Origin of the sequence: Streptomyces sp. NPDC046862 (genome assembly GCF_040704615.1) — a bacterium.
In the GTDB taxonomy this organism is placed as follows: Bacteria; Actinomycetota; Actinomycetes; order Streptomycetales; family Streptomycetaceae; genus Streptomyces.
Genome location: NZ_JBEYXP010000006.1, coordinates 259,441 through 281,641, shown reverse-complemented (window position 1 = coordinate 281,641; position 22,201 = coordinate 259,441). Strand labels below are relative to the sequence as shown.

Below are 22,201 nucleotides of genomic sequence, written 5' to 3'. Positions count from 1 at the left end.
GGCGTGGTGGAAGCGCTTTCTACCGTAAGGGGTGACCCACTCATGCCCGGAAACAGGACAAGGAAGTCCTGGAGGCCCCGAGCCGCGGCCACGGCACTCGCGCTCTGCGCGGTGCTGGCCGGCTGCTCCGAAGGGGACGGATCGAGCAGCGTCGGCGGCAAGGTCGTGCTGCGCTACACCTGGTGGGGCAACCCGGACCGAGCGGCCAGGACACAGGAGGCCGTCGACCTCTTCGAGAAGAAGAACCCGGGCATCGAGGTGCAGACCTCGTTCTCCGGATACGACGCCTACAAGCAGAAGCTCGCCACCCAGGCCGCCGGCGGCGACGCCCCCGACGTCATGCAGCTCGACTACCGCATGATCGACCAGTACGCCTCCGGAGGCGTACTCATGGACTTCGCCAAGCAGCAAGGAACGCTGAACACCGGCGAGTTCGACAAGGGGCTCCTGGCCACCGGCAAGGTGGACGGCAAGCAGTACGCGATCCCGCAGGCCCGCGGCACCGAGACCGTCGTGTACGACACCAAGCAGTGGAAGGCCGGCGGGGTCGAACCGCCCCGCCAGGGCTGGACGTGGAGCGACTGGGCCGACGCCATGCGCGCCCTCGCCGAGAAGACCGGCAAGCCCGGCGCCACCGACCCGGGGCAGAGCGAGGACGCCTTCGAGGTCTGGCTGCGCGGCCAGGGCAAGGCGCTGTACACGAAGGACAGGAGACTCGGCTTCACCGCCGACGACCTGGCCCGCTTCTGGACCTTCACCGACAAGCTGCGCCGCGAGGGAGCCGTCTCGTCCGCCGAGCAGACCACCCAGATCGACGGCACCGTCGAGAACACCCCGCTCGGGCGCGGCTACGTCACCGCCGACACCAACTGGGACGCGCCGTCCAGCGGCTTCCTCGCACTCATCCCGTCGGGGGTCACCCTCGCCCCGATGCCCTCAGGTGAGGACGGCACCCCGGGCCAGTACTTCAAGCCCTCGATGTTCATGGGTGTCGCCGCCACCACGGGCCACGCCAAGCAGTCCGTCCAGCTCGTCGACTTCATGCTGAACGACCCGGAGGCCGCGAAGATCCTCGGCGCCACCCGCGGCATCCCCGTCAACGAGACCCTCCGGGACCGAATAGCCCCCGAACTGAAGGACTTCGACAAGACGGTCTACGACTTCCAGGCCTCCCTCGAAGGAAAGCTCAAGGCCCCGCCCCAGGCGCCCCCTTCGGGCGACAGCGCCCTGCAGACCACCTTCCAGCGCGACTACGACCAGGTGTCCTACGGGCGCATGTCGCCCCACGAGGCGGCCGAGAACTACGTCACCGAGGCGAAGGCGGAGCTGAGGTCATGACCACCACGCAGATGCCAACAGCCGTACCCGAACGGCGCGTCGATCCGCCGAAGAAGCCCGCCCGGCGCCGGCGCGAGGGTGCCGCCTGGGTGTTCCTCTCGCCCTGGGTGCTCGGCGCCTGTGTCCTGACGCTGCTGCCCATGGCCGTCTCGCTCTACCTCTCCTTCACCGACTACGACCTGTTCAACTCGCCCAACTGGGTGGGCCTGCGCAACTACACCCAGATGTTCACCGAGGACCCGCGGTACTGGCGTTCGGTGGTCGCGACCCTCACGTACGTCGTCATCGCCGTACCCCTGCAACTCGCCCTCGCCCTGATCGTCGCCCTCGCCCTCAAGGGCATGAAGCGCGGCAGGGCCCTCTACCGCTCCGCCTTCTACGCGCCCTCCCTGCTCGGCGCCTCGATGTCCATCGCCCTGGTCTGGCGGGCGATCTTCAACGACGGCGGCACGGTCGACAACCTCTTCGGCACCGGCGGCTGGGTCAACAAGCCCGGCTGGGCCCTGTTCGCGGTCGCCCTGCTGACGGTGTGGCAGTTCGGCGCCCCCATGGTGATCTTCCTCGCCGGACTCCAGCAGATCCCGGGGGAGTTGTACGAGGCCGCCGAGGTGGACGGGGCGAGCCGCTGGCGCCAGTTCCTGTCCATCACCGTGCCCATGCTGTCCCCGGTGATCTTCTTCAACCTGGTGCTCCAGACCATCCAGGCCTTCCAGGTCTTCACCCCCGCCTTCGCGGTCAGCGCGGGCAAGGGCGGGCCCGCCGACTCCACGCTGTTCTACACGCTCTACCTCTACGACCGCGGCTTCGTCGCCTCCCACATGGGCTACGCCTCCGCCATGGCCTGGGTGCTGCTGATCGCCATCGGCGCCGTCACCGCCGTGCTGTTCCGCACCTCGCGGTCCTGGGTCTTCTACGCCTCCGAGGGGGACCGATGACCACCACGACGTCAACTCCCGCCGCCAGTAGGTCCGTTGCCTGGCGCCGGGTCGCCCTGCACGTCGGCTGTCTGGCCGCGCTCCTCGTCATGCTGTACCCGCTGGCCTGGCTGCTCGCCACCTCCCTCAAGCCCGCGAACGAGGTCATCGCCAGCCTCGACCTGCTGCCCAGCAAGCTGGAGTGGTCGAACTACAAGACCGCGCTGGACGGCGTGAACGACGTCTCCGTCACCCGCCTGCTCACCAACTCGCTGCTGATCGCGGGCGGCGCGGTCATCGGCAACGTCATCAGCTGCTCGCTGGCCGCGTACGCCTTCGCCCGGCTGCGGTTCCGCTTCCGCGGGCCGCTCTTCGCCTTCATGATCGCGACGATCATGCTGCCGCACCACGCGGTGCTGATCCCGCAGTACATCATCTTCAACCAGCTCGGCATGGTGAACACCTACTGGCCGCTGATCCTGCCCAAGTTCCTCGCCACGGAGGCCTTCTTCGTCTTCCTCATCGTGCAGTTCATGCGCGGGCTGCCGCGTGAGCTGGAGGAGGCGGCGCGGATCGACGGCTGCGGCCCGTTCCGCAGTTTCTTCAGCGTCATCCTGCCGCTGACCCGCCCCGCTCTGATCACCACCGCGATCTTCACCTTCATCTGGACGTGGAACGACTTCTTCACCCAGCTGATCTACCTCTTCTCGCCCGAGAAGTTCACGCTGACGCTGGCGCTCAGGTCGTTCGTGGACGCCTCCAGCACCTCGGCCTTCGGCCCGATGTTCGCCATGTCGGTGATCGCGCTGCTGCCGATCGTGCTGTTCTTCCTCGCCTTCCAGCGGTTCCTGGTCGAGGGCATGGCGAACTCCGGGATCAAGGGGTGAGCGGCATGCGGAGCGGGATGCGCACGACGAGGGAGCCGGGCGAGCTCTTCGGGCCGCGCATGACGTTGTTCGCGGACGTCCTCAGCGTCGGGCTCGCCACAGCCGTGGCCTGTGTGCCGCTGGTGACCGCGCCCGCCGCGCTGTCCACGGCGTGCGCGGTCCTGCGAGGCGTACGCGAGGACCGGCCCGCCACCGCCGGGCGGTACTTCGCGCTGCTGGGGCGGCGGTTGCGCGTGGGTGACCTGGCCGCCGGGGTCGTCGCGGTGGCCGGCGTGCTGCTGGTCCTCGCCGACCTGGCGCTCGCGCGTGCCGGGCTGCCCGGCGGCCCGGCCTTCGCGGTGGTCGCCGGGGCCATCGGCGTGTTCGCCGTCGTGGTCGGCCTGCGCGCCTGCGGGCGCCCCGAGTCCGTCACCGACTGGCCCGCCGCCGTACGGGCGGCCGCCCGCGACGCCGTACGGGACACGGGCGGCAGCGGACTCGTCCTGCTCGCCCTGGCGGCGGCCGCGCTCTGCGCGTGGGCACTGCCGCCGCTGCTGTTCCTGGCGCCGGGTCCACTGGCCATGGCGCTCACCGCCGTCCACGTACGGGACAGGGGCGTACGGGACGGGGGTATACGGGACGGGGACATACGGGACACTGGAGCGAACCTGCGGGAGAGCACGTGATGGGGCGACGGACCTTCCTGGCCGCGACCGCCGCGACCGCCACGACCGCCGCGACCGCCACGACCGCGACGACCGCCACGACCGCGACGACCGCGACGACGTCGGGGACCCGCGAGGCCCCGGAGAGGACCTCCAGCGTGGCCGACGCCGATCCCCAACTGGACGCCGACTTCCTGGAGTTCCTCACCACGGCGGCCGACGCCCGCGCCGCCGCGCTCCTCGCCGGCTACCAGGCGCACATCACCGAGCTGCGGGAGAAGGGCAAGGCCCGCTCCACCGCCCGGGCGCTGCGCGCCCTCACGTCCGTCCACGTCCACGACGGCTCGGCGTACCACCACTCGGCCGAACTCCTCGCTCCCATGGCCGAGCTGGCCGACGCGCTCGCGGACGAGCAGGAGGACGGTCTGTGGGACCACGGCACGGACGGCTCGCCGCCGGACACCGCGTTCTCCATCGTCGACCTGAACATCACGTACCACCTGCTGGACGAGGACGGCCACCGGTCGACGGTCGCGCTGCGCGAGGTGATCGAACGCGTCCTGCGGGCGGCCGGCCCCGCCCTCGCGACCGGTGGGCTGCACACCGCCAACCACCGCTGGCTGGTGTGCGCGGCCCTCGCACGCATCCACCGCAGGTGGCCGCACCCCTCGTACCGCAGGCGCGTCGACGACTGGCTGGCCGAGGGCATCGACCAGCTGCCGGGCGGCGAGTACAGCGAGCGCAGCCCCACCTACTCGGCGGTCGTCACGAACCCCGCGCTGCTCGTGCTCGCCCGGCACCACGGACGGACCGACCTCTACGACACGGTGCGCGCGAACCTCGCCGCCACGCTGTACGTGATCGAGCCCAACGGCGAGATCGAGTCCGTCCATTCGCGGCGCCAGGACCAGACCGCGCTGCGGCACCTGCCCGAGTTCTGGATGCAGTACAGGGAGCTCGCGATCCGGTACGGCGACGGGCGCTTCGCCGCGGTGGCGCGGCTGCTGCGGGAGCGGGGCGCCGGACAGACCATGGGAGAGACCCCGCTGGGAGACCGGCTCGCCCAGGTCCTCGACCAGCCCGAGCTGGCCCGGCGACTCCCCGGGGCCACCGAGCCGCCCACGGACTTCGAGCACCACGACGAGGCCTGCGGGCTGGTGCGAGTGCGCCGGAGCGCGCGCACCGCGAGCATCTTCGGCGGCACGGACTTCCCCCACGTGCGCGCGATCTCCTCCGGGCTGTCCTCGAACCCCACCTTCTTCAAGATGCGCAAGGGCGCGGCTGTCCTCGACTCGGTGCGGCTCGCCCCTCAGTTCTTCTCGCTCGGGCACTTCCGGGCGGAGGGACTGGAGCGCACCGACGACGGGTGGCGGCTGTACGCGGAGATGCGGGGCGCCTTCCACCACCCCCTGCCCCGGGCACACCGCCGCGAGGACGGCGCCTACCCCCTCACCGACGACGGCCGCTTCTGGTCCGCGATGGACTTCCCGCACCGGCCGAAGGACCACCGCACGCTCCGTACCGAGATCCTGGTGAAGGAGGCCGGTGACGGGGCCTGGGACCTGGACGTCGAGCTGTCCGGTGCCGCGTGTCCGTTCGCCCTGGAACTGTGCTTCCGACGCGGCGGCACGCTGAGCGGAGACGGCCTCGAACCCGTCGGTGGCGCCCCGGACACGTACCAGCTCGTCACCGGCGAGGCCTCCTACACCGTCGGTGACGACCGCGTCACCTTCGGCCCCGGCAACGGCAAGGGCGGACGGCAGCCGGCGGTCGTGGACGCGGGGGAGCGGTACTCCTGGATGAACGGTTCGAACACCCCGGACGGCGTCCGAGTCCTGATCACCGGAAGGTCGCCGCTCTCGTACCGGCTCGGGCTGCGCTGAACGGCCACGGGACGGTGTGGTGGTGCTGTCACACAGGGTGAGGGCGAGGTCGGTGAGGTCCGTAATTCGCGGGTGAATGAGCTTCCGGTGTTTGAGGCGGCCGTGGCGGGGCGACCCGTGTGATCCCAGGGTCCCCTACGCCGTCCGGGACGGAGCCCCACGATGACCTCCTACGCCGTGGTGATCCCGACGCTCGTGCGGGACACGCTCGCCGACTGCCTCGCCGCGCTCGCCGCCGCGATCGGCCCGGCGCCCGCCGAGATCGTGCTCGTCGACGACCGCGCCGGGGCCGTCCCCGGGCCGCTGGAGCACCCGTTGAGCGTGCTGGGCGACCTGCGGGACCGTACGACGGTCGTGAGCGGCGGCGGCCACGGACCCGCGGCGGCGCGGAACTCCGGGCTGCGGCGGGTCACGTCACCGTGGGTCGTCTTCCTCGACGACGACGTGCAGGTCGGGCCGCACTGGTGCGAGCAGGTGGCCGCGGACCTGGACGAGGCTTCGCCCGACACGGCCGGGGTGCAGGGGGTGATCTCCGTGCCGTTGCCGTCCGAGCGCCGCCCCACTCACTGGGAGCGGTCCACGGCCGGCCTGGCACGGGCGAGGTGGAGCACCGCCGACATGGCGTACCGCACGGACGTCCTCAAACAGGTCGGTGGCTTCGACGAGCGTTTCCGGTACGCCCACCGTGAGGACACGGACCTCGCGCTGCGTGTTCTGGACGCGGGATGGCGCGTTCGGCGCGGTGGGCGCAGTACCTGGCATCCGGTGCGGCCCACCGGCCGGTGGGTGTCGGTACGGGCCCAGCGCGGCAACGCCGACGACGCGTTGATGCTGCGGCTGCACGGGGCGGGCTGGCGGGCCGGGGCGGCGGTGCCACGTGGCCGGGTCCGGCGGCATCTGGCGATCACCGCGGCCGGTGCGGCCGCGTGTGTGTTCGCTGTGGGTGGGCGGCGGGTGGCTGCCGCCGTGGCCGCGGTGGGGTGGGCCGTGGGGACCGCTGAGTTCGCCTGGTCCCGGATCGCGCCGGGGCCGCGGACGTGGTACGAGGTCACTACCGTGCTGGGTTCGAGTGTCGTCATTCCGCCGGTGGCCACGGGGTACTGGCTTTCCGGGTTGGTGCGGCATCGTGAGGTTGAGGCGTGGCGGTGACGTTGGTCGTGGCGTGTGTCGCGTGGGCGCCGTTGGGTCGGTTGTAGGGCGGGTGCGGGTTCGATGTGGCTGGTGGCGCCACGAAACACCCGCAGCCGCCCCCACACAGAACCCGGCAGACGAGAACGCCCCTCGGGGTGCTAGGTGCTCAAGGCCGTGAGGAGTTCGTCCGCGTTGTCGGGGGCCGTGCCCGCTGTGAAGTCGGCGCGGACGCGCAGGGCTGCAGCGTGGGCGGGGGCTGAGCGGCACCAGCGCCACCAGCGCTCCAGGTGGGCCTCGTCGAGATGTTCCGCGGGGATGACGGCGGGCCAGCCGCAGGCGTGTGCCTGGGCGGTCACCTTCGCGCCGCCCGCCACGGGGTCGACGGCCAGTACGGGTGCCCCGGCCCGCAGGCCGAGTACGAGACCGTGCAGCCGGTCGGTGACGACGAGGTCCAACCGTGCGAACACCGACTGGAGTTGGTCCGGCGTGGCGCTCAGGTGCCAGTCGTGGGTGTCGAGCCGCGTGTCCAGTTCGAGCCGCGCGCAGTCCTTGCCGACCAGCCAGCGTGTCAGCTCGTCGGCGACCTGTCCGTGTCGCCGGTGTGCCCCGTGTTCGCCCTGCCCCCGCGTCAGGACCACCCCGACGACGGGTGTCGCGGGCATCGCCGGCGCCCGCGCCGCCAAGTCCTCCACCGGCTCGGCGCCCGGCGCGTCCCGGGCCAGGACCTGGTGGAACCCGGTCACCGCCGGGTCGTCCGCGTCGATCACCGAGACGCCCACGGCGATCCGTACACAGTGCCGGAACCGCCGGTGCAGGGCCGTGATCTGCTTCCCGTGCAGAGGGCCGCACACGAACACCAGGTGCGAGTAGGCCCGGGGCCGTACATGGTCCAGGTCCAGGTCGCCCGGCCGGAACGCGGGGCTCCACGCCACGTCGTACGCCAGGCCGTCATGGCGCAGTACGTCCTCCACGCGCCGCAACGCCAACACGTCTCCGGCGGTGGCCTCGCCGTCCCGAAAGCTGAACCATCCGGTCAGCAGAATCCGCTGTCGCACAGTGCGGAACGAGTTCCCCCTGTGCGCCGGGTCAGTCGGCCGCGTCGCCGGCTCCTCACGTGCGGCCCACCGCGTCCTGGGACTCGTGCGCGGCCTCCGGTGACCGGGTGCCGTCCGCCGCCGGGTGCGTGGGCCGGTGGCGGCGGGCGATGAGGCGCAGGGCGACCGGTTCGGTCCAGCGGGCGGTGAGCGGGCCGACGATCACGAGGATCAGGACGTACGCGGTGGCCAGCGGGCCGAGGGACGGCTCGATGCCCGCCGTGACGGCGAGCCCGGCGATGACGATGGAGAACTCGCCGCGGGCGACGAGGGTGCCGCCCGCCCGCCAGCGGCCCTTCGCGGAGATCCCGGCGCGACGGGCGGCCCAGTAGCCGGTGGCGATCTTCGTGGCCGCGGTGACGACGGCCAGGGCCAGAGCAGGCAGCAGGACGGGCGGGATGCTGGCGGGGTCGGTGTGCAGGCCGAAGAAGACGAAGAACACCGCGGCGAACAGGTCCCGCAGGGGGGCGAGAAGGCCGTGCGCGCCCTCGGCGACCTCGCCCGACAGCGCGATGCCGACCAGGAACGCGCCCACGGCCGCCGACACCTGGAGCTGCTGGGCCAGCCCGGCGACCAGCAGCGTCAGCCCGAGCACGACCAGCAGCAGCTTCTCCGGGTCGTCGCTGGAGACGAACCGCGAGATGTGCCGCCCCCAGCGCACCGCGACCAGCAGGACGAGTCCCGCCACCCCGAGCGCGATGGCCAGGGTGAGGCTGCCCGCCGCCAGACCGGCCCCGGCCAGCAGCGCCGTGAGGATCGGGAGGTAGACGGCCATGGACAGGTCCTCGAGGACCAGGATGCTCAGCACCACCGGTGTCTCCCGGTTGCCGAGCCGCCCCAGGTCGCCGAGCACCTTGGCGATGACACCGGAGGACGAGATCCAGGTGACGCCGGCCAGGACGACGGCGGCGACCGGCCCCCACCCGAGCAGCAGCGCCATGGCGGCGCCCGGCAGTGCGTTGAGTGCCGCGTCGACGAGACCGGCCGGGTACTGGGTCTTGAGGTTGGAGAGCAGTTCGCCGGCCGTGTACTCAAGGCCCAGCATGAGCAGCAGCAGGATCACGCCGATCTCGGCGCCGATCGCCACGAACTCCTCACTCGTGCCCAGCGGCAGCAGCCCGCCCTCCCCGAAGGCGAGCCCCGCCAACAGGTACAGCGGGATCGGCGACAGCTGGAAGCGCCCGGCGAACCGGCCGAGCAGTCCCAGACCCAGGATGATCGCGCCGAACTCGATCAGGAAGATGGCGGAGGAGTGCATCGCTCACTCCCGCCCGAGTATCGCCGCGGCCGTCTCCACGCCCTCGTGGGTGCCGATCACGATCAGCGTGTCGCCGCCCGCGAGGCGGAAGTCGGGCGCGGGGGAGGGGATCGCCCCGGCGCGGCGCAGCACGGCCACGATCGAGGCCCCGGTCTCGGTGCGCATCCGGGTGTCGCCGAGGACACGGCCGTTCCAGTACGAGGCCGAGGACAGCTCGACGCGCTCCGCGACCAGGCCCAGCTCGGACGTGTACAGCAGGTTGGGGCTGTGGTGGTCCGGCAGCAGCGCGTCCACCAGCGCCGCCGACTCGCCCGCGGTCAGCCGCACGGACAGCGCACACGCGTCCGGGTCGTCGTCGCGGTACGCGCTCACCGTCCGCGCCCCGTCCCGGTGCGCCACCACCGACATCCGGCGCTGCTCGCGTGTCGTCAGGTCGTAACGGACCCCGATCCCCGGCAAGGGTGTCCTGCTCAGGCGTGGCGTACCCACGACTGTCCTCCTGTCTGGATCGTGCTGTCTGGATCGTGCTGTCTGGATCGTGCTGTCTGGATTGTGTGTGTCCCGGCGTCGCCGGCATGGACAACCGGTCGCCGGCATGGACAACCGGGAGGGCGGGCCCCACCACCGGGGCGGCACACGTGGCCGCCGACAGGCCCTTCGGACCCTTCGGCGGCGGTCTCCGCGGAACCACCGCGGCCCTCCGAGGCAGTCCTTCCGGGCCGCCCGTGAGGACCACCCTAACCGGGACCAAGTCCGCCCGCGGGGGCGCCTCCGGGTGAGCGGGATGGGACAATCCGCTTCCGGGAGGCGCGGGTTGTGGCCGTACGGCGGTCCGCCCGTGGCCACCGGCATGGGCAGGACGGGCAGGGCAGGGCGGGCGGGCAAGGGGGCGTGACCGTGGTCGAGTGGGTACGGATCGGCAGCGAGGCACGGGCTGTTCCCCAGCCCGTCGCCACACCGTTCGTCTGGTCGGCGGCCTTCGGCGGCGCACTGCTGCTGATGGCGCTCTTCACCCTGCTCGGCGGGATCGGCCGCCCCACACCCGCCCTGGTGGCGCTGTCCCTGATGGCCGCCCTCCTCGGCCTGTGCGCCCGGTTCGTCGCGGCCCCCGGAACGGCCGTGCTGTGCTGGCTGTTCCTCAACGGCTTCGGCATCCCGCCCGCGGGCACCCTCAGCTGGGCCGGTCATCGCGACACGTTCTGGCTGGGCTGTCTGCTCGCCGCGGCCCTCACGGGTACCGCCGTCGCCCGCGTCGTCAACGCCCGCGCCGCGTACCGCCGCGTCTCCCCGCCGCAAGGCCGGGCGCATGGCCGTGCGCACGGCCATGTGTATCGCCCGCCCATGGACGGGGACGCCTTCTGACCGGCCTTCGGCTTCCGGCTTCCGGCTTCCGGCTTCCGGCTTCCGGCTTCGGGTTACCGGCTACCGGGCTTCCGGGTCAGGCGAGGCCGCGCCGCTCGTCCCGCGCCTGGAGTCGGGTGCGGACCTCGGCGGCGTCGGGGTGGCCCAGGCCGACCAGCAGGGTCAGGGCACGCAGCCAGGCGGTGCGGGCCGCCGCGTGGTCGCCCGTGGCGCGGTGGGTGTCGCCGATGCCGGTGAGCGTCGTGGCCTCCAGGTAGGGCACGCCCAGGTCCTGGTACAGGGTCAGCGCGTTCCGGTAGCCGATGAGGGACTGGGGGTGGCGGCCGAGGTGGTGGTAGGCGTGGGCGACGCTGTGCCAGGTCGCGGCCTGGCCGTAGCGGTCACCGATCTCCCGCAGCGTGTCCAGGGCGTCGAGACAGTGGCCGAGGGCCTGTTCGTACTCGCCGAGCAACGCGTGGTACCAGCCGACCGAGTTGAGGACGCTGGCCTGTGCGGCCCGGTGGCCGGCGGCCCGGAACAGCTCGAGTGCCCGCTGGTTGTGGCGGAGGGCACCGGGGAGGTCGCCCTGCTGCTCGTGTTCCCAGCCGAGGCTGCGGTGGGTCTGGGCGCGGCCGACGTCGTCGCCGAGCCCGGTGAAGAGGTCCAGGGCGCGGTGCAGGCGGGCGCGGGCGGAGTCGTGCAGGCCGAGCCGGCCCTCGGCGCGGGCCAGTCCCCGTAGACCGTGGGCTTCCATGGCGGAGTCGGACAGGCGCAGTGCGGCGTTCAGGGCGGTGCGCTGGGCGGTGGCCCAGTCGTGCCAGTGGCCCCTGCGGTCGAAGTAGGGCTCCATGGCCCAGGCGAGCAGGCAGGCGAGGCGGTCGTGACCGGAGTGCGCCGCGGTGTCGATGACGGCGAGCAGCACGGGGTACTCGGCCGTCAGCCAGGCCAGGGCCTCCCGGTCGTCGGCGAGCGGTACGACGGCGACGCCCGTCGGGGTGGGCGGGAGCGGCACCAGGTCGGCGTGCGGGGCGAGCAGCAGTCCGGCGGCGTGCGCGGTGTGCAGGTGGTGCGTGTACAGCCGCTCGGCGGCCGCACGGCGCTCGGTCTCGGGGTGGCGGTCGTGGACGAGTTCACCGGCGTGGGCGCGCAGCAGGTCGTGGAAGGCGTAGCGGCCGGGGACCCGCTCGCCGATCAGGTGGCCGTGGGCGAGTTCGGCCAGCTGCCGCCGGACCTGGCGCACGGGCAGCCCCGCCAGGGCCGCCGTGGCGGTCACGGAGAAGTCCGGGCCGGGGTGCAGGGACAGCAGCGGGAACAGCCGGGCGGCCCCGGGGGAGAGGGCGCGGGAGGACCACGAGAAGACCGCGCCGACGTCGGCGGACGCGTCGGCCCTGGCGAAGGCGTCGAGGCTGCCGTGGGCCTCACGCAGTTCGGCGGCGATGGCCGACAGCGCGAACCGCGGATGGGTGACGGCCCGTGCGGCGACACACGCCAGGGCCAGGGGCAGCCCGGCGCACAGCGCGGCGATCTCGGCCACCGCCTCCGGCTCCGCCGCGACGCGTGACGCTCCCAGGCGGCGGGTGAGGAAGTCCCGTGCCTCGTCGGTGTCGAGGGGGTGCAGGGTCAGCGCGCGGGCCCCGTGCGCGGCCACCAGTCCGGACAGCTGGTCGCGGCTGGTGACGAGGGCGAGGCAGCCGGGCGTACCCGGGAGCAGCGGTCGCACGTGGTCGGTGTCCCGCGCGTTGTCCAGCAGGACGAGGAAGCGTTGCCCCGCCAACAGGCTGCGATAGAGGGCGACTTGCGCGTCCAGACCGTGCGGGACCCGCTCCGGCGGGACACCCAGCGTGTCCAGGAACCCGCGGACCGCCTCGCCCGGACTCATCACGGCACCCGACGGGTCGTACCCCCGAAGGTTGACGTAGAGCTGTCCGTCGGGGAACCGGTGGGCGACCTGGTGGGCCCAGTGGACGGCCAGCGTGGTCTTGCCGATCCCGGCCATTCCGCCGATCGCTCCGATGACCACGGTCCCGGTCACCGGGCCGTTGGCTGTCCCGTCCACCGAGCCGTTGGCTGTCCCGTCCGCCGGTCCGTCGGCCGCGCTCTCCGCCCACGCGTCGCCCACCAGCGGCGTGAGCGCCTCGTCCAGCTCGACCCGTCGGCCGGTGAACGTCGCCAGATCCGGCGGCAGTTGGGCGGGCGTGGGCAGGCGGATCGCCTCGGGGCCGTCGGTGCCGGGACTGGAGAACGCCGAGCCCCGCTCGGAGAACGCCCCGCCGACGTCCTCTCGCGTACGGCGCGGTTCCTCGCGGTCGGCGTCGACCAGCATCGTCCGCCGGGCGTGGCGCAGTTCGGGGCCCGGGTCGATGCCCAGCTCGTCGGCGAGCCGGGAGACCGTCGTGTCGTACGTGCGCAGCGCCTCGGACGGGTGACCGGTGGCCGCCAGCACGTGCACCAGCCTGGCCAGCAGCGGCTCGTCCAGCGGATGGTCAGCGGCCGTCTCGCGCAGCTCGCCCAGGACCGCGCCCGGCAGCCCGGTCCGCAGAGCCGCGTCGGCCGCCTCCTTCACGGCCTCGACCCGCTCACGCGCGGGCGCGGTGAACGCCTCGTGCGCACGCACCTGTTCGGGGAGCCCGGCCGCGACCGGCCCCTGCCAGAGCGACAGCGCCCGGGTGAGCAGGTGCACGGCCCCTGCGGGATCCCCGCCCGTCGCGGCCCGGCGTGCCTCGTCCCGCAGTTCGCGGAAGCGCAGTAGGTCCAGGGAGTCGCCATCGGTCACCAGCCGGTATCCGCCCGTGCCCCGGACGATCCACCCGCCCCCCGCCCGAGCGGGCAGCCCCGGCTCCAACAGCCGCCGCAGTGCCCCGACATGACGGCGGATCACATTGGCCGCGCTGTCCGGCGGGCGCCGTCCCCACAGCACCTCGACCATCTCGTCCACGGCGACGGGCTGACCCGCCCGCATCAGCAACAGCGCCAGCAGCGCCGTCTGCTGAGGGCCGCCCAGCCGCAACTCCGTTCCCGCACGCCAGACCCGAACCGTTCCGAGCACGGCGAACCGCACCGACTCCGGTGCCAACGCGTCCCCCTTGTATCCCACCCTGCCCTTTACTTTACGTCTGGCTGGGCTGCGGCTCTGCCGCCCCTACGGGATGGGTGCGGCTGGTCGCGCAGTTCCCCGCGCCCCTACAAACCGCGCAGTTCCCCGCGCCCCTAAAAACCGTGCAGTACCCGGGGCCCTGAGACCCCAGTTCTCCGCGGCCCCGAAAACCAGCCCCCCGCGCCCCTGAAAGCCCGCCCCGGCCGGGGAAGATTCAGCCCCTCCGGCGTTGAGGAGCGGGGGTCCGGGGGCCGGCCCCCCGGGAGCGGGGTTGAAGGGGCGGAGCCCCTGGGGGGATGGGACGGGTAGGGGCGGCGGGGGCGAGGAACCCACTCGCGCACCCAGTCGCGCACCCACTCGCGCACCCACTCGCGCACGACTCAGACCCCGATCCCCCTTGCGTCTCGTCGAGCTGGGCCGCGCCCCGTTCGCTCTCGGGCAAGTCCCCGTGCGCCGCCGGACCCGGGCCGTAGTCCCGGCCACCCTAGCCTCGGCGGGACATTTCACACCCGGACCGCCAGGGACCGCCCGGACGGCCCGGCGGCACGAGGAGCGGCATGAGCGGGAACGAGCAGGCGGATGTGGTGGTCGTCGGACTGGGGCCGGGCGGTGAGCACGTCGCGGGCGCCCTGGCGGACGCCGGACTGGACGTCGTGGGCGTCGAGGCAGAGCTCGTCGGCGGGGAGTGCCCGTACTGGGGGTGCGTGCCCAGCAAGATGATGATCCGCGCCGGGAACCTGCTCGCCGAGGCGGACAGGGCCCCCGCGCTCGCCGGCGAGACGGTCGTGACGCCGGAGTGGAGCAGGGTCGCCGGGCGGATCCGCGACGAGGCCACCGACGACTGGAACGACCAGGTGGCCGCCGACCGGCTCACCGGCAAGGGCGGCCGGCTCGTCCGGGGGAGGGGACGCCTCTCCGGCGTGCGCCAAGTGACCGTCGGCGACCGCGTGTTCGACGCGCGGCGCGGTGTCGTGCTCGCCACCGGCACCCGGCCCCGGATCCCCGCGCTGCCCGGCCTCGACTCCACGCCGTACTGGACCAACCGGGACGCCGTGGCCGCCAAGGAGCTGCCGACGTCGCTGGTGGTGCTCGGCGGAGGCGCCATCGGCGTCGAACTCGCCCAGGTGTTCGCCCGGTTCACGTGCGCGGTCACGGTGGTCGAGGGACAGGACCGGCTGCTGTCGCAGGAGGAGCCGGAGGCGGGCGAGCTGGCGGCACGGGCGCTGCGCGCGGACGGCGTCACCGTCCTCACGGGCGCCCGGGCCCGCCGGGTCGACCACGACGGCACCGCGTTCACCGTACGGCTGGAAGGTGACGCGGGGCCACTGCGTGCCGAGCGGCTCCTCGTCGCCACCGGGCGCCGCGCGGACCTGTCCGCGCTGGGGGTCGACTCATGGGGCCTGGATCCGGCGGCCGCGGCCGTGCCCACGGACGGGCAGATGCGGGCCCTGGCCGGGGACGGGCGGGCGCGGGCCGGGGACGGGCTGTGGGCGGTCGGCGACATCACCGGCCGGGGCGCCTTCACCCATGTCTCGATGTACCAGGCCGAGATCGCCGTGCGGGACATCCTCGGCCGGCCCGGTCCCGACGCCGACTACCGGGCGCTGCCCCGCGTCACGTTCACCGATCCGGAGGTCGGCGCCGTCGGGCTGACGGAGCGTCAGGCGAGGGAACGGGGGCTGCGGGTGCGGACGAGTGTGGTGCCCCTCTCCTCCTCCACCCGCGGCTGGATCCACGGGCCGGGCGGCGAGGGGTTCATCAAGCTCGTCGAGGACGCCGACCGGGGCGTACTGGTGGGTGCGACGTCGGCCGGGCCGGCGGGCGGAGAGGTGCTCTACGGGCTGAACGTGGCCGTCCACGCCGAGGTACCCGTCGACCGGCTCAAGCACATGATCTACACCTATCCCACCTTCCACCGGACGATCGAGGCGGCACTGGAAGGCCTCCGCTGAGCCACGCGCGGGGCGCCCGGTAGGGGCGGCGTGCCAAGCCGCCCCTACCCGTTCCCGTCCCCTTGGGGCTGCGCCCCCAGACCCCCGCTCGTAGGCCTGACGGCCTCGCCCTCAAACGCCGGACGGGCTGACGTTCAGCCCGTCCGGCGTCTCAGCGACCGTGGAGCGCGGTGCGCAGCGTGCCGACGGCCATCGTGATCGCGGCCTCGGCGGCATGGGTCTCACGCAGGGCGTTCAGCATCACGAAGTCGTGGATGACGGCCTGGAAGCGCACGGCGGTCACCGGGACGCCGGCCTCGCGCAGTTTGTTCGCGTACGCCTCGCCCTCGTCGCGCAGCACGTCGGCCTCGCCGGTGATGACCAGGGCCGGCGGCAGCCCGGCGAGCTGCTCGGTGGTCGCCCGCAACGGGGACGCGGTGATCTGGGCGCGCTCCGCCTCGTCGGTCGTGTACTGGTCCCAGAACCACTGCATGCCGTCGCGCCGCAGGAAGTAGCCGGTGGCGAACTGGTGGTAGGAACCGGTGTCGAAGTTCGCGTCCGTCACCGGGTAGAACAGCACCTGCTGGACGAGGGGGACGTCGCCGCGCTGCTTGGCCATCAGTGTGAGCGCGGCGGTCATGTTGCCGCCGACCGAGTCGCCGGCCACCGCCAGCCGGGAGCCGTCCAGGTTCTTGGTCGCGCCCTGCTCGACGACCCACTTCGCGACCGTGTAGTTCTGCTCGATCGCGACCGGGTAGCGGGCTTCGGGCGAGAGGTCGTACTCGGGGAAGACCACGGCGGCGTTCGCGCCGACGGCGAGTTCGCGCACCAGCCGGTCGTGCGTGTGGGCGTTGCCGAACACCCAGCCCGCGCCGTGGATGTAGAGGATCACCGGCAGGGTGCCCCCGGCTCCGGCGGGCTTGACGACGCGCGCCCGGACGCTGCCCGTGGGACCGCCCGGAACGGTGATCCACTCCTCGTCGATCCGTGGCTTGTCGATCTCGCCGGACTGCACCTCGTCGACCGCCTTGCGGCCCTCGGCGGGCGGCAGCTCGAAGAGATAGGGCGGGTTGGCGGTGGCCTTGGCGAACGCGGCTGCCGCCGGCTCCAGGACCGGCTGAACGGGCTGAACCGGCTCGACGCTGTCGGACATGTCGGTCTCCTGCGCTCTCATGGGATGCCGGTGTCTCCGGCGGGGCGACCCCTGGGCGATGGACACGGAGATCCGCGGGGCCGTCGACCGGCACGCTAAAACCGTGCGGGCGACGGGAATTGCTCCCCAGCGCACCGATACCGGTCCCACCGTGCACGGTGGGCGGGCCAGTGCGCTGTCAGTGTGAATTCGGTGCGCTGCCGGGACAGGGACTCCGGGCGGGCCGACATAGTGTGGCGGCGAAGCAGCCGCGGGCGGTCCGCGCACCCAGCGACATGAACACCGACCGCATGTCATGTGGCGCGCGAGCTGATGTCATCTGGTGCGCACGCCGATGTCATGTGGCTTTCGCAGCGCGCGTACCGCAGTTCGTGCGTCCCCTGCCACGCCGGTCGTCACGCACGGAGAATCCGCTCGCCCCGCTCGTCCCACTCCATCCGCTCGGATTCCCGCACCAGGCGCTGCCGGGAAAACGACCAGAGGCCGACCAGAGGCCGACCAGAGAACGCCCAGAGAACGACCGGCAAATCGACCACACATCGGCTTTGTTCATTCGCAGGAGGTTGTCGAAAGGTGTCCACGATGCCGGTCGGCGGGGTGGTTCCCCGCGCCACCGACGACGCCGCGGACCTCGTCGTCCGCAACGCGAAGATCCACACGGGAGACCCGGGCCGCCCCCACGCCGGGGCGATCGCCATCCGCGCCGGAGTCATCGCGGCCGTCGGCGACGACAAGGACGTGGCTGCCCGGATCGGCTCGGCCACGAAGGTCGTCGACGCGCTCGGCCGCCGGGTGATCCCCGGTCTCAACGACTCCCACCTGCACGTCATACGGGGCGGCCTCAACTACGTACTGGAACTGCGCTGGGACGGCGTCCCCACCCTGCGCCAGGGCCTGGCGATGCTGCGCGAGCAGGCGGCCCGTACGCCCAAGGGCCAGTGGGTACGCGTGGTGGGAGGCTGGTCGGCCGAGCAGTTCGCCGAGCGCCGGCTGCCTACCGTCGCCGAACTGAACGCCGCCGCACCGGACACCCCCGTGTTCGTCCTGCACCTCTACCAGTCGGCGGTGCTCAACCGCGCGGCGCTCAAGGCCGCCGGGTACGCCCGCGACACCCCCGACCCCAGGGGCGGTCAGATCGTCCGGGGCCGGGACGGCGAGCCGACCGGCATGCTGCTGGCCGCGCCCAGCGCCCTGGTCCTCTACTCGACGCTGGCCAAGGCACCGGTGCTGGAGGGCGACGACAAGAAGACCTCCACCCGGCATTTCCTACGGGAACTGAACAGGTTCGGTCTCACGTCGGCGATCGACGCGGCCGGCGGATTCCAGAACTTCCCCGACAACTACAGCACGGTCGTCGAACTGGCCGCGGCCGGACAGCTCTCCCTGCGCATCGCCTATCACCTCTTCCCGCAGACCGCGGGCCAGGAAATCGACGACCTCGCACGCTGGATCGAAATGGCCCGCCCGGAGGACGGCGACGCATGGCTGCGCCTCAACGGCGCGGGTGAGAATCTCACCTGGGCGGCCGCCGATTTCGAGAACTTCACGCAGCCGCGCCCCGAACTGGCCGATTACGAGGCCGAATTCGAGAAGGCCGTACGGCTCCTCATGGAGAACGGCTGGGGATTCCGGCTGCACGCCACCTACGACGAGACCATCCGCCGTGACCTCGCGGTCTTCGAGAAACTTGCCGCGGAAGGGCTCTTCCCGGCCGGGAACCGCTGGCTCTTCGACCACGCCGAGACCGTCTCGGCGGACAGCCTCGACCGTGTCGCCGCGCTCGGCGGCGCCATGTCCGTGCAGAACCGGCTGTCCTTCCAGGGCGAGGCGTTCGTACGCCGCTACGGTCCCGGAGCCGCCGCGGACGCCCCGCCGATCCGCGCCATGCTGGACCGCGGCCTGACCGTCGGCGCCGGCACCGACGCCACCCGCGTCTCCACCTACAACCCGTGGATCGCCCTGCACTGGCTGGTCACCGGCCGCACCGTCGGCGACCTGACCCTCCGTCCGCCACAGAGCCGCGTCGACCGGAGCACCGCGCTCGCCATGTTCACCGAGGCGGGCGCCGCGCTGACCGGCGAACAGGACGTCAAGGGCGTACTGCGCACGGGCTGTTTCGGCGACCTCGCGGTCCTCTCCGAGGACTACTTCACCGTCCCCGAGCCGGACATCGCCCACATCGAGTCCCTGCTGACGGTGATCGGCGGCCGCATCGTCCACGCCGCCGCCGAGTACGAGGGACTCGACGAGGAACCGCCGCCGGTCAGCCCTGCCTGGAGCCCCGTGGCGCACTTCGGCGGCTACCAGGCCGCACCGCGTACGGGCCTGTCGGGCGTCCGCCAGGCCGAGTTGCTCGGCCAGGCCGTCGAGGAGTCGGTGGAGCACCGCCAGTGGCGTGCCCGGCGCGGCCTGGCCCCCGAGACGGAGACCGCGAGCCCGGCCCTCGACCCCTGCTTCTCCCTCTAGACCTCTAGGCCTCTAGACCGCCTGGACCACCTTCCGGGCCACGCGGACCACGTGGCCCACCATCCCGGCACACAAGGAAAGGACCCCCCATGGCCGACATCACCGAGGTCACCGCCGTCCCCAGCCCCGACCTCCTCACCCCCGACAACTGCGCGGTGCTGTTCGTGGACCACCAGCCGCAGATGTTCTTCGCCACGACCAGCGGCGACCGCGCCGCGATCATCAACGCGACCGTGGGCCTGGCCAAGGCCGCGAAGACCTTCGACGTGCCCGTCGTGCTGAGCACCGTGGCCGCCGAGTCCTTCTCGGGCCCGCTCCTGCCGCAGCTCGCGGACGTCTTCCCCGACCACAAGGTCATCGATCGCACGACGATGAACGCCTGGGAGGACGTCGCCTTCGTCGAGGCCGTCAAGGCGACCGGCCGCAGGAAGCTCGTCCTCGCCGGGCTGTGGACCGAGGTGTGCGTGGTCCTGCCCGCGCTGTCCGCGCTTTCCCAGGGTTACGAGGTGTACGTCGTCACGGACGCGTCCGGCGGCGTCAGCCCGCAGGCCCACGAGCACGCCGTCCAGCGCGTGGTCCAGGGCGGTGCCGTCCCGGTGACCTGGGTGCAGGTGCTGCTGGAGCTCCAGCGTGACTGGGCGCGCACGGAGACCTACGGTCCCGTCACGGAGGTCGTGAAGGAGCACGCAGGCGCCTACGGCCTCGGGGTCGTCTACGCGCAGGCCGTCATCGGGGCGCACGCGGCGGGCTGACCTTACCGGCGGGGGTGACGAAGGACGTCAGGAACGGACAGGAACGGACAACGACGCGATGGACACCGGACTGTTGGTGCTCCGGCTGGTGGTGGGGCTCCTCATCGCCGGCCACGGAGTGCAGAAGGTCAGTTCCCGGCTGGGCGGCGGCGGCCTGGCGGGCGGAACCGAGGAGTTCCGGCACGACGGCTTCCGCGGCGGCCGGCTCACCGCGCTCGCCGCGGGAGGCAGCCAGATCGGCGCCGGTCTGTTCCTGACGGCCGGAGTGCTCACCCCGGCGGCGGCGATGGCCGCCATGGGCGTGATGACGGTCGCCGGCACCGTCAAGTGGCCCAACGGGCTGTGGGTGCAGCACGACGGCTACGAGTACCCGATGGTGCTCGTAGCCGTGTGCGCCGCGCTGGCGCTCACCGGCCCCGGCCGCTGGTCGGCCGACCACCTCCTCGGCCTCACCCCCTGGCCGGCATGGGCCTCGGCGGCGGCCGTCGTGGCCGGCCCGGCCGCCGGACTGCTCACCCGCTCGCTGCTGCACCGACCGTCCGCCGCCGAAGGGACCGCCCGGTATGCGCGACCTGCTGACTGACGCGGCCCGCACGCTGGTCCCGCCCCGGGGGGACCGGCACGGCCCGCTGCCGCCGCTGATGCTGACCCTGACGGTGGTCACCGGCCTCGTCGACGCCGTGAGCTATCTGTCGCTCGGGCACGTCTTCGTCGCCAACATGACCGGCAACGTGGTCTTCCTCGGGTTCGCACTGGCGGGCGCCGAGGGACTGTCCGCGCTCGCGTCCGTCGTGGCGATGGCCGCGTTCCTCACCGGGGCACTGGCGGGAGGACGGTTCGGCACCCGGTTCGCGGCCCACCGCGGGCGGCTGCTGACCGTCGCCACGGCACTCCAGACGGTGCTCGTCGCGGCGACCTTCCTCACCGCGGCGGTGTCGCACGGCGAGGTGACCGCCCCGGTCCGGTACGCCCTGATCGTGCTCCTCGGCCTCGCCATGGGCATGCAGAACGCCACCGCGCGGCGCCTCGGTGTCCCGGACCTGACCACGACCGTACTGACGCTGACCCTCACGGGGCTGGCCGCGGACTCCACCCCGGCCGGCGGGGCGGCCCCGCGGCCCGGCCGGCGCGTGCTGTCCGTGCTGGCCATGTTCCTCGGAGCCCTCGTCGGTGCGCTGCTCCTGCTGCACACCGACCTCACCCTCGCCCTGGGCCTGGCGCTGCTGGTGCTCGCCGCGACGTCGGTGGCCGCCTGGCGTCTGTCGGCCCCCGACGCCACCTGGGCCGGGCCGGGGTCCTGACCCCGGGTCCTATCGCAGGCGAGACCCCACGCCCCGGCCCGCCGTGTCCCGCCACTCGCTGGGCGACATGCCGTACGCGGCCCGGAACACCCGGCTGAAGTGCGTGGCGCTCAGGAAACCCCAGCGGCCCGCGACCGCGGCGATCGTCTGCCGGCCACGGACCCGGTGCATCAGGTCGCGCCGGCACTCCTCCAGCCGGCGGCGCTGGATCCACCGCCCGACCGTCGTGCCCTCGTCCTGGAACAGCTTGTGCAGGTAGCGCACCGAGATGTGATGCGCCCCGGCGATCCTGTCGGGGGACAGGTCCGGGTCCGCCAGATGCAGGTCGATGAACGTCCGGATCCGCGCCAGCATCGGCGACACGGCGACCGGAGTGCCCGCGCCGTCCCTGCCCAACTGGTCGGTGGCCAGCGTGGCCAGGAGGTTCACGGCGTTCCAGGCGAGCATCTCGCCGACCGACGGCCGGGACGAGGTGACCGTGTCGGCGAGTTCGGACAGGAACGGCGACAGCAGCGCGCCCAGCCGGGACGACCGGCCCACCGGAGCCGCCATGACCCGGTGCACGTCAAGTTCCTGAAGCCCCAGCGCCTCGCGCGGCACGAGGAAGACCTTCAGCCGAGCGGTCCCGGGGACGTCCAGTACGGGCGGCCGGTCCGCCGCGTAGAAGCAGATGTCACCCGGTTCGAGGAGCACCTCCCGGGCCTGCTGCGTGCCGGGGGCGCCGGGCGCGGCTCCCCGTACGCCCACGAAGAGGTACTCGCCACCGCCCCGTGCGACCAGGCGATCGGCCTGAGTGGGCCACTGGCCGGGCAAGCGCGCGGACGCCCCGTGGGTGATGAGGATGTCCAGTCCCATGGGCATCCGGCACATCGTCCCGTCGCCCTCGGCCGTGAGGGTGCCGATGTCGCGCGTCATCCGTTCGTCGCCTCCGAGGCCAACAGAGCAGAACCGTTCTTCCACTTCCCCCGGAGCGTAGAAACGCGGATGTGCAAAAGAAGTGACGACCAAGTGACC

At 72.6% G+C, this 22,201-nt stretch carries 18 protein-coding genes; 12 read left to right on the top strand and 6 right to left on the bottom strand.

Annotation, left to right across the window (positions count from 1 at the left end; genetic code table 11):
• Positions 1–42 precede the first annotated feature (42 nt).
• From AB0959_RS09325 to AB0959_RS09300, 6 genes are all read left to right on the top strand, one after another.
• A complete protein-coding gene (locus AB0959_RS09325; protein WP_366825699.1) occupies positions 43–1,338 on the top strand; it encodes an ABC transporter substrate-binding protein in 1,296 nt (431 codons plus the stop codon).
• An 11-nt stretch (positions 1,339–1,349) separates the two neighbouring features.
• A complete protein-coding gene (locus AB0959_RS09320) occupies positions 1,350–2,273 on the top strand; it encodes a sugar ABC transporter permease (RefSeq protein ID WP_366825728.1) in 924 nt (307 codons plus the stop codon).
• Positions 2,270–3,139: a carbohydrate ABC transporter permease gene (locus AB0959_RS09315; protein ID WP_366825698.1), complete on the top strand. Its 870-nt coding sequence runs from the start codon at positions 2,270–2,272 to the stop codon at positions 3,137–3,139. The genes AB0959_RS09320 and AB0959_RS09315 overlap by 4 nt, the downstream gene beginning before the upstream one ends.
• Positions 3,140–3,144: 5 nt before the next feature.
• A complete protein-coding gene (locus AB0959_RS09310) occupies positions 3,145–3,804 on the top strand; it encodes a hypothetical protein (protein WP_366825697.1) in 660 nt (219 codons plus the stop codon).
• Entirely contained in the window at positions 3,804–5,666 is a 1,863-nt protein-coding gene (locus tag AB0959_RS09305; RefSeq protein ID WP_366825696.1) for a hypothetical protein, read from the top strand. The genes AB0959_RS09310 and AB0959_RS09305 overlap by 1 nt, the downstream gene beginning before the upstream one ends.
• Before the next feature lie 162 nt (positions 5,667–5,828).
• Positions 5,829–6,815: a glycosyltransferase gene (locus AB0959_RS09300; RefSeq protein WP_366825695.1), complete on the top strand. Its 987-nt coding sequence runs from the start codon at positions 5,829–5,831 to the stop codon at positions 6,813–6,815.
• A 140-nt stretch (positions 6,816–6,955) separates the two neighbouring features.
• On the opposite strand, the gene AB0959_RS09295 is transcribed toward AB0959_RS09300, so the two are convergent.
• The 3 genes from AB0959_RS09295 to AB0959_RS09285 are packed head-to-tail and all read right to left on the bottom strand — an operon-like array spanning position 6,956 to position 9,638.
• Entirely contained in the window at positions 6,956–7,852 is an 897-nt protein-coding gene (locus tag AB0959_RS09295) for a polysaccharide pyruvyl transferase family protein (protein WP_366825694.1), read from the bottom strand.
• Positions 7,853–7,907: 55 nt separating this feature from the next.
• The gene (locus AB0959_RS09290) at positions 7,908–9,149 is read right to left on the bottom strand and encodes a cation:proton antiporter (RefSeq protein ID WP_366825693.1); all 1,242 of its coding nucleotides are present in this window, start codon (positions 9,147–9,149) and stop codon (positions 7,908–7,910) included.
• Positions 9,150–9,152: 3 nt separating this feature from the next.
• Positions 9,153–9,638 carry a TrkA C-terminal domain-containing protein gene (locus tag AB0959_RS09285; protein WP_366825692.1) on the bottom strand — a complete coding sequence of 162 codons (486 nt, stop codon included), beginning with the start codon at positions 9,636–9,638 and terminating at the stop codon, positions 9,153–9,155.
• Positions 9,639–10,046: 408 nt separating this feature from the next.
• On the opposite strand from AB0959_RS09285, the gene AB0959_RS09280 reads away from it, so the two are divergent.
• On the top strand, positions 10,047–10,511 hold the full coding sequence (locus AB0959_RS09280) for a hypothetical protein (RefSeq protein WP_366825727.1): 465 nt from the start codon (positions 10,047–10,049) through the stop codon (positions 10,509–10,511).
• A 76-nt stretch (positions 10,512–10,587) separates the two neighbouring features.
• Here AB0959_RS09280 and AB0959_RS09275 read toward each other — a convergent pair whose 3' ends face one another.
• On the bottom strand, positions 10,588–13,584 hold the full coding sequence (locus AB0959_RS09275; RefSeq protein WP_366825691.1) for a BTAD domain-containing putative transcriptional regulator: 2,997 nt from the start codon (positions 13,582–13,584) through the stop codon (positions 10,588–10,590).
• Positions 13,585–14,141: 557 nt separating this feature from the next.
• Between AB0959_RS09275 and AB0959_RS09270 the strand changes: the two genes are divergently transcribed.
• Complete coding sequence (locus AB0959_RS09270; protein ID WP_366825690.1) at positions 14,142–15,536, top strand: NAD(P)/FAD-dependent oxidoreductase; 1,395 nt, start codon at positions 14,142–14,144, stop codon at positions 15,534–15,536.
• A gap of 151 nt (positions 15,537–15,687) precedes the next feature.
• On the opposite strand, the gene AB0959_RS09265 is transcribed toward AB0959_RS09270, so the two are convergent.
• The gene (locus tag AB0959_RS09265) at positions 15,688–16,668 is read right to left on the bottom strand and encodes an alpha/beta hydrolase (RefSeq protein ID WP_366825689.1); all 981 of its coding nucleotides are present in this window, start codon (positions 16,666–16,668) and stop codon (positions 15,688–15,690) included.
• 582 nt (positions 16,669–17,250) lie between these two features.
• Here AB0959_RS09265 and AB0959_RS09260 point away from each other — a divergent pair.
• The 4 genes from AB0959_RS09260 (at position 17,251) to AB0959_RS09245 (ending at position 21,187) form a co-directional block, all read left to right on the top strand.
• On the top strand, positions 17,251–19,134 hold the full coding sequence (locus AB0959_RS09260; RefSeq protein ID WP_366825726.1) for an amidohydrolase: 1,884 nt from the start codon (positions 17,251–17,253) through the stop codon (positions 19,132–19,134).
• Positions 19,135–19,223: 89 nt separating this feature from the next.
• A complete protein-coding gene (locus AB0959_RS09255) occupies positions 19,224–19,886 on the top strand; it encodes a hydrolase (protein WP_366825688.1) in 663 nt (220 codons plus the stop codon).
• A 58-nt stretch (positions 19,887–19,944) separates the two neighbouring features.
• Complete coding sequence (locus AB0959_RS09250) at positions 19,945–20,469, top strand: DoxX family protein (RefSeq protein WP_366825687.1); 525 nt, start codon at positions 19,945–19,947, stop codon at positions 20,467–20,469.
• Positions 20,450–21,187 (top strand): YoaK family protein, encoded by a 738-nt coding sequence (locus AB0959_RS09245; RefSeq protein WP_366825686.1) that lies wholly within the window; start codon positions 20,450–20,452, stop codon positions 21,185–21,187. Before AB0959_RS09250 ends, AB0959_RS09245 begins: the two co-directional genes overlap by 20 nt.
• A 9-nt stretch (positions 21,188–21,196) precedes the next feature.
• Here the strand turns inward: AB0959_RS09245 and AB0959_RS09240 are convergent, their stop codons facing one another.
• On the bottom strand, positions 21,197–22,102 hold the full coding sequence (locus tag AB0959_RS09240) for a helix-turn-helix domain-containing protein (RefSeq protein WP_366825685.1): 906 nt from the start codon (positions 22,100–22,102) through the stop codon (positions 21,197–21,199).
• Positions 22,103–22,201: the final 99 nt, after the last annotated feature.

Coding starts and splice junctions, on each gene's coding strand:
- AB0959_RS09265 (WP_366825689.1), bottom strand. CDS start 16,668: ATGTCCGACAGCGTCGAGCCGGTTCAGCCCGTTCAGCCGGTCCTGGAG.
- AB0959_RS09325 (WP_366825699.1), top strand. CDS start 43: ATGCCCGGAAACAGGACAAGGAAGTCCTGGAGGCCCCGAGCCGCGGCC.
- AB0959_RS09300 (WP_366825695.1), top strand. CDS start 5,829: ATGACCTCCTACGCCGTGGTGATCCCGACGCTCGTGCGGGACACGCTC.
- AB0959_RS09305 (WP_366825696.1), top strand. CDS start 3,804: ATGGGGCGACGGACCTTCCTGGCCGCGACCGCCGCGACCGCCACGACC.
- AB0959_RS09290 (WP_366825693.1), bottom strand. CDS start 9,149: ATGCACTCCTCCGCCATCTTCCTGATCGAGTTCGGCGCGATCATCCTG.
- AB0959_RS09270 (WP_366825690.1), top strand. CDS start 14,142: ATGAGCGGGAACGAGCAGGCGGATGTGGTGGTCGTCGGACTGGGGCCG.
- AB0959_RS09320 (WP_366825728.1), top strand. CDS start 1,350: ATGCCAACAGCCGTACCCGAACGGCGCGTCGATCCGCCGAAGAAGCCC.
- AB0959_RS09255 (WP_366825688.1), top strand. CDS start 19,224: ATGGCCGACATCACCGAGGTCACCGCCGTCCCCAGCCCCGACCTCCTC.
- AB0959_RS09245 (WP_366825686.1), top strand. CDS start 20,450: ATGCGCGACCTGCTGACTGACGCGGCCCGCACGCTGGTCCCGCCCCGG.
- AB0959_RS09250 (WP_366825687.1), top strand. CDS start 19,945: ATGGACACCGGACTGTTGGTGCTCCGGCTGGTGGTGGGGCTCCTCATC.
- AB0959_RS09240 (WP_366825685.1), bottom strand. CDS start 22,102: ATGACGCGCGACATCGGCACCCTCACGGCCGAGGGCGACGGGACGATG.
- AB0959_RS09260 (WP_366825726.1), top strand. CDS start 17,251: ATGCCGGTCGGCGGGGTGGTTCCCCGCGCCACCGACGACGCCGCGGAC.
- AB0959_RS09310 (WP_366825697.1), top strand. CDS start 3,145: ATGCGGAGCGGGATGCGCACGACGAGGGAGCCGGGCGAGCTCTTCGGG.
- AB0959_RS09315 (WP_366825698.1), top strand. CDS start 2,270: ATGACCACCACGACGTCAACTCCCGCCGCCAGTAGGTCCGTTGCCTGG.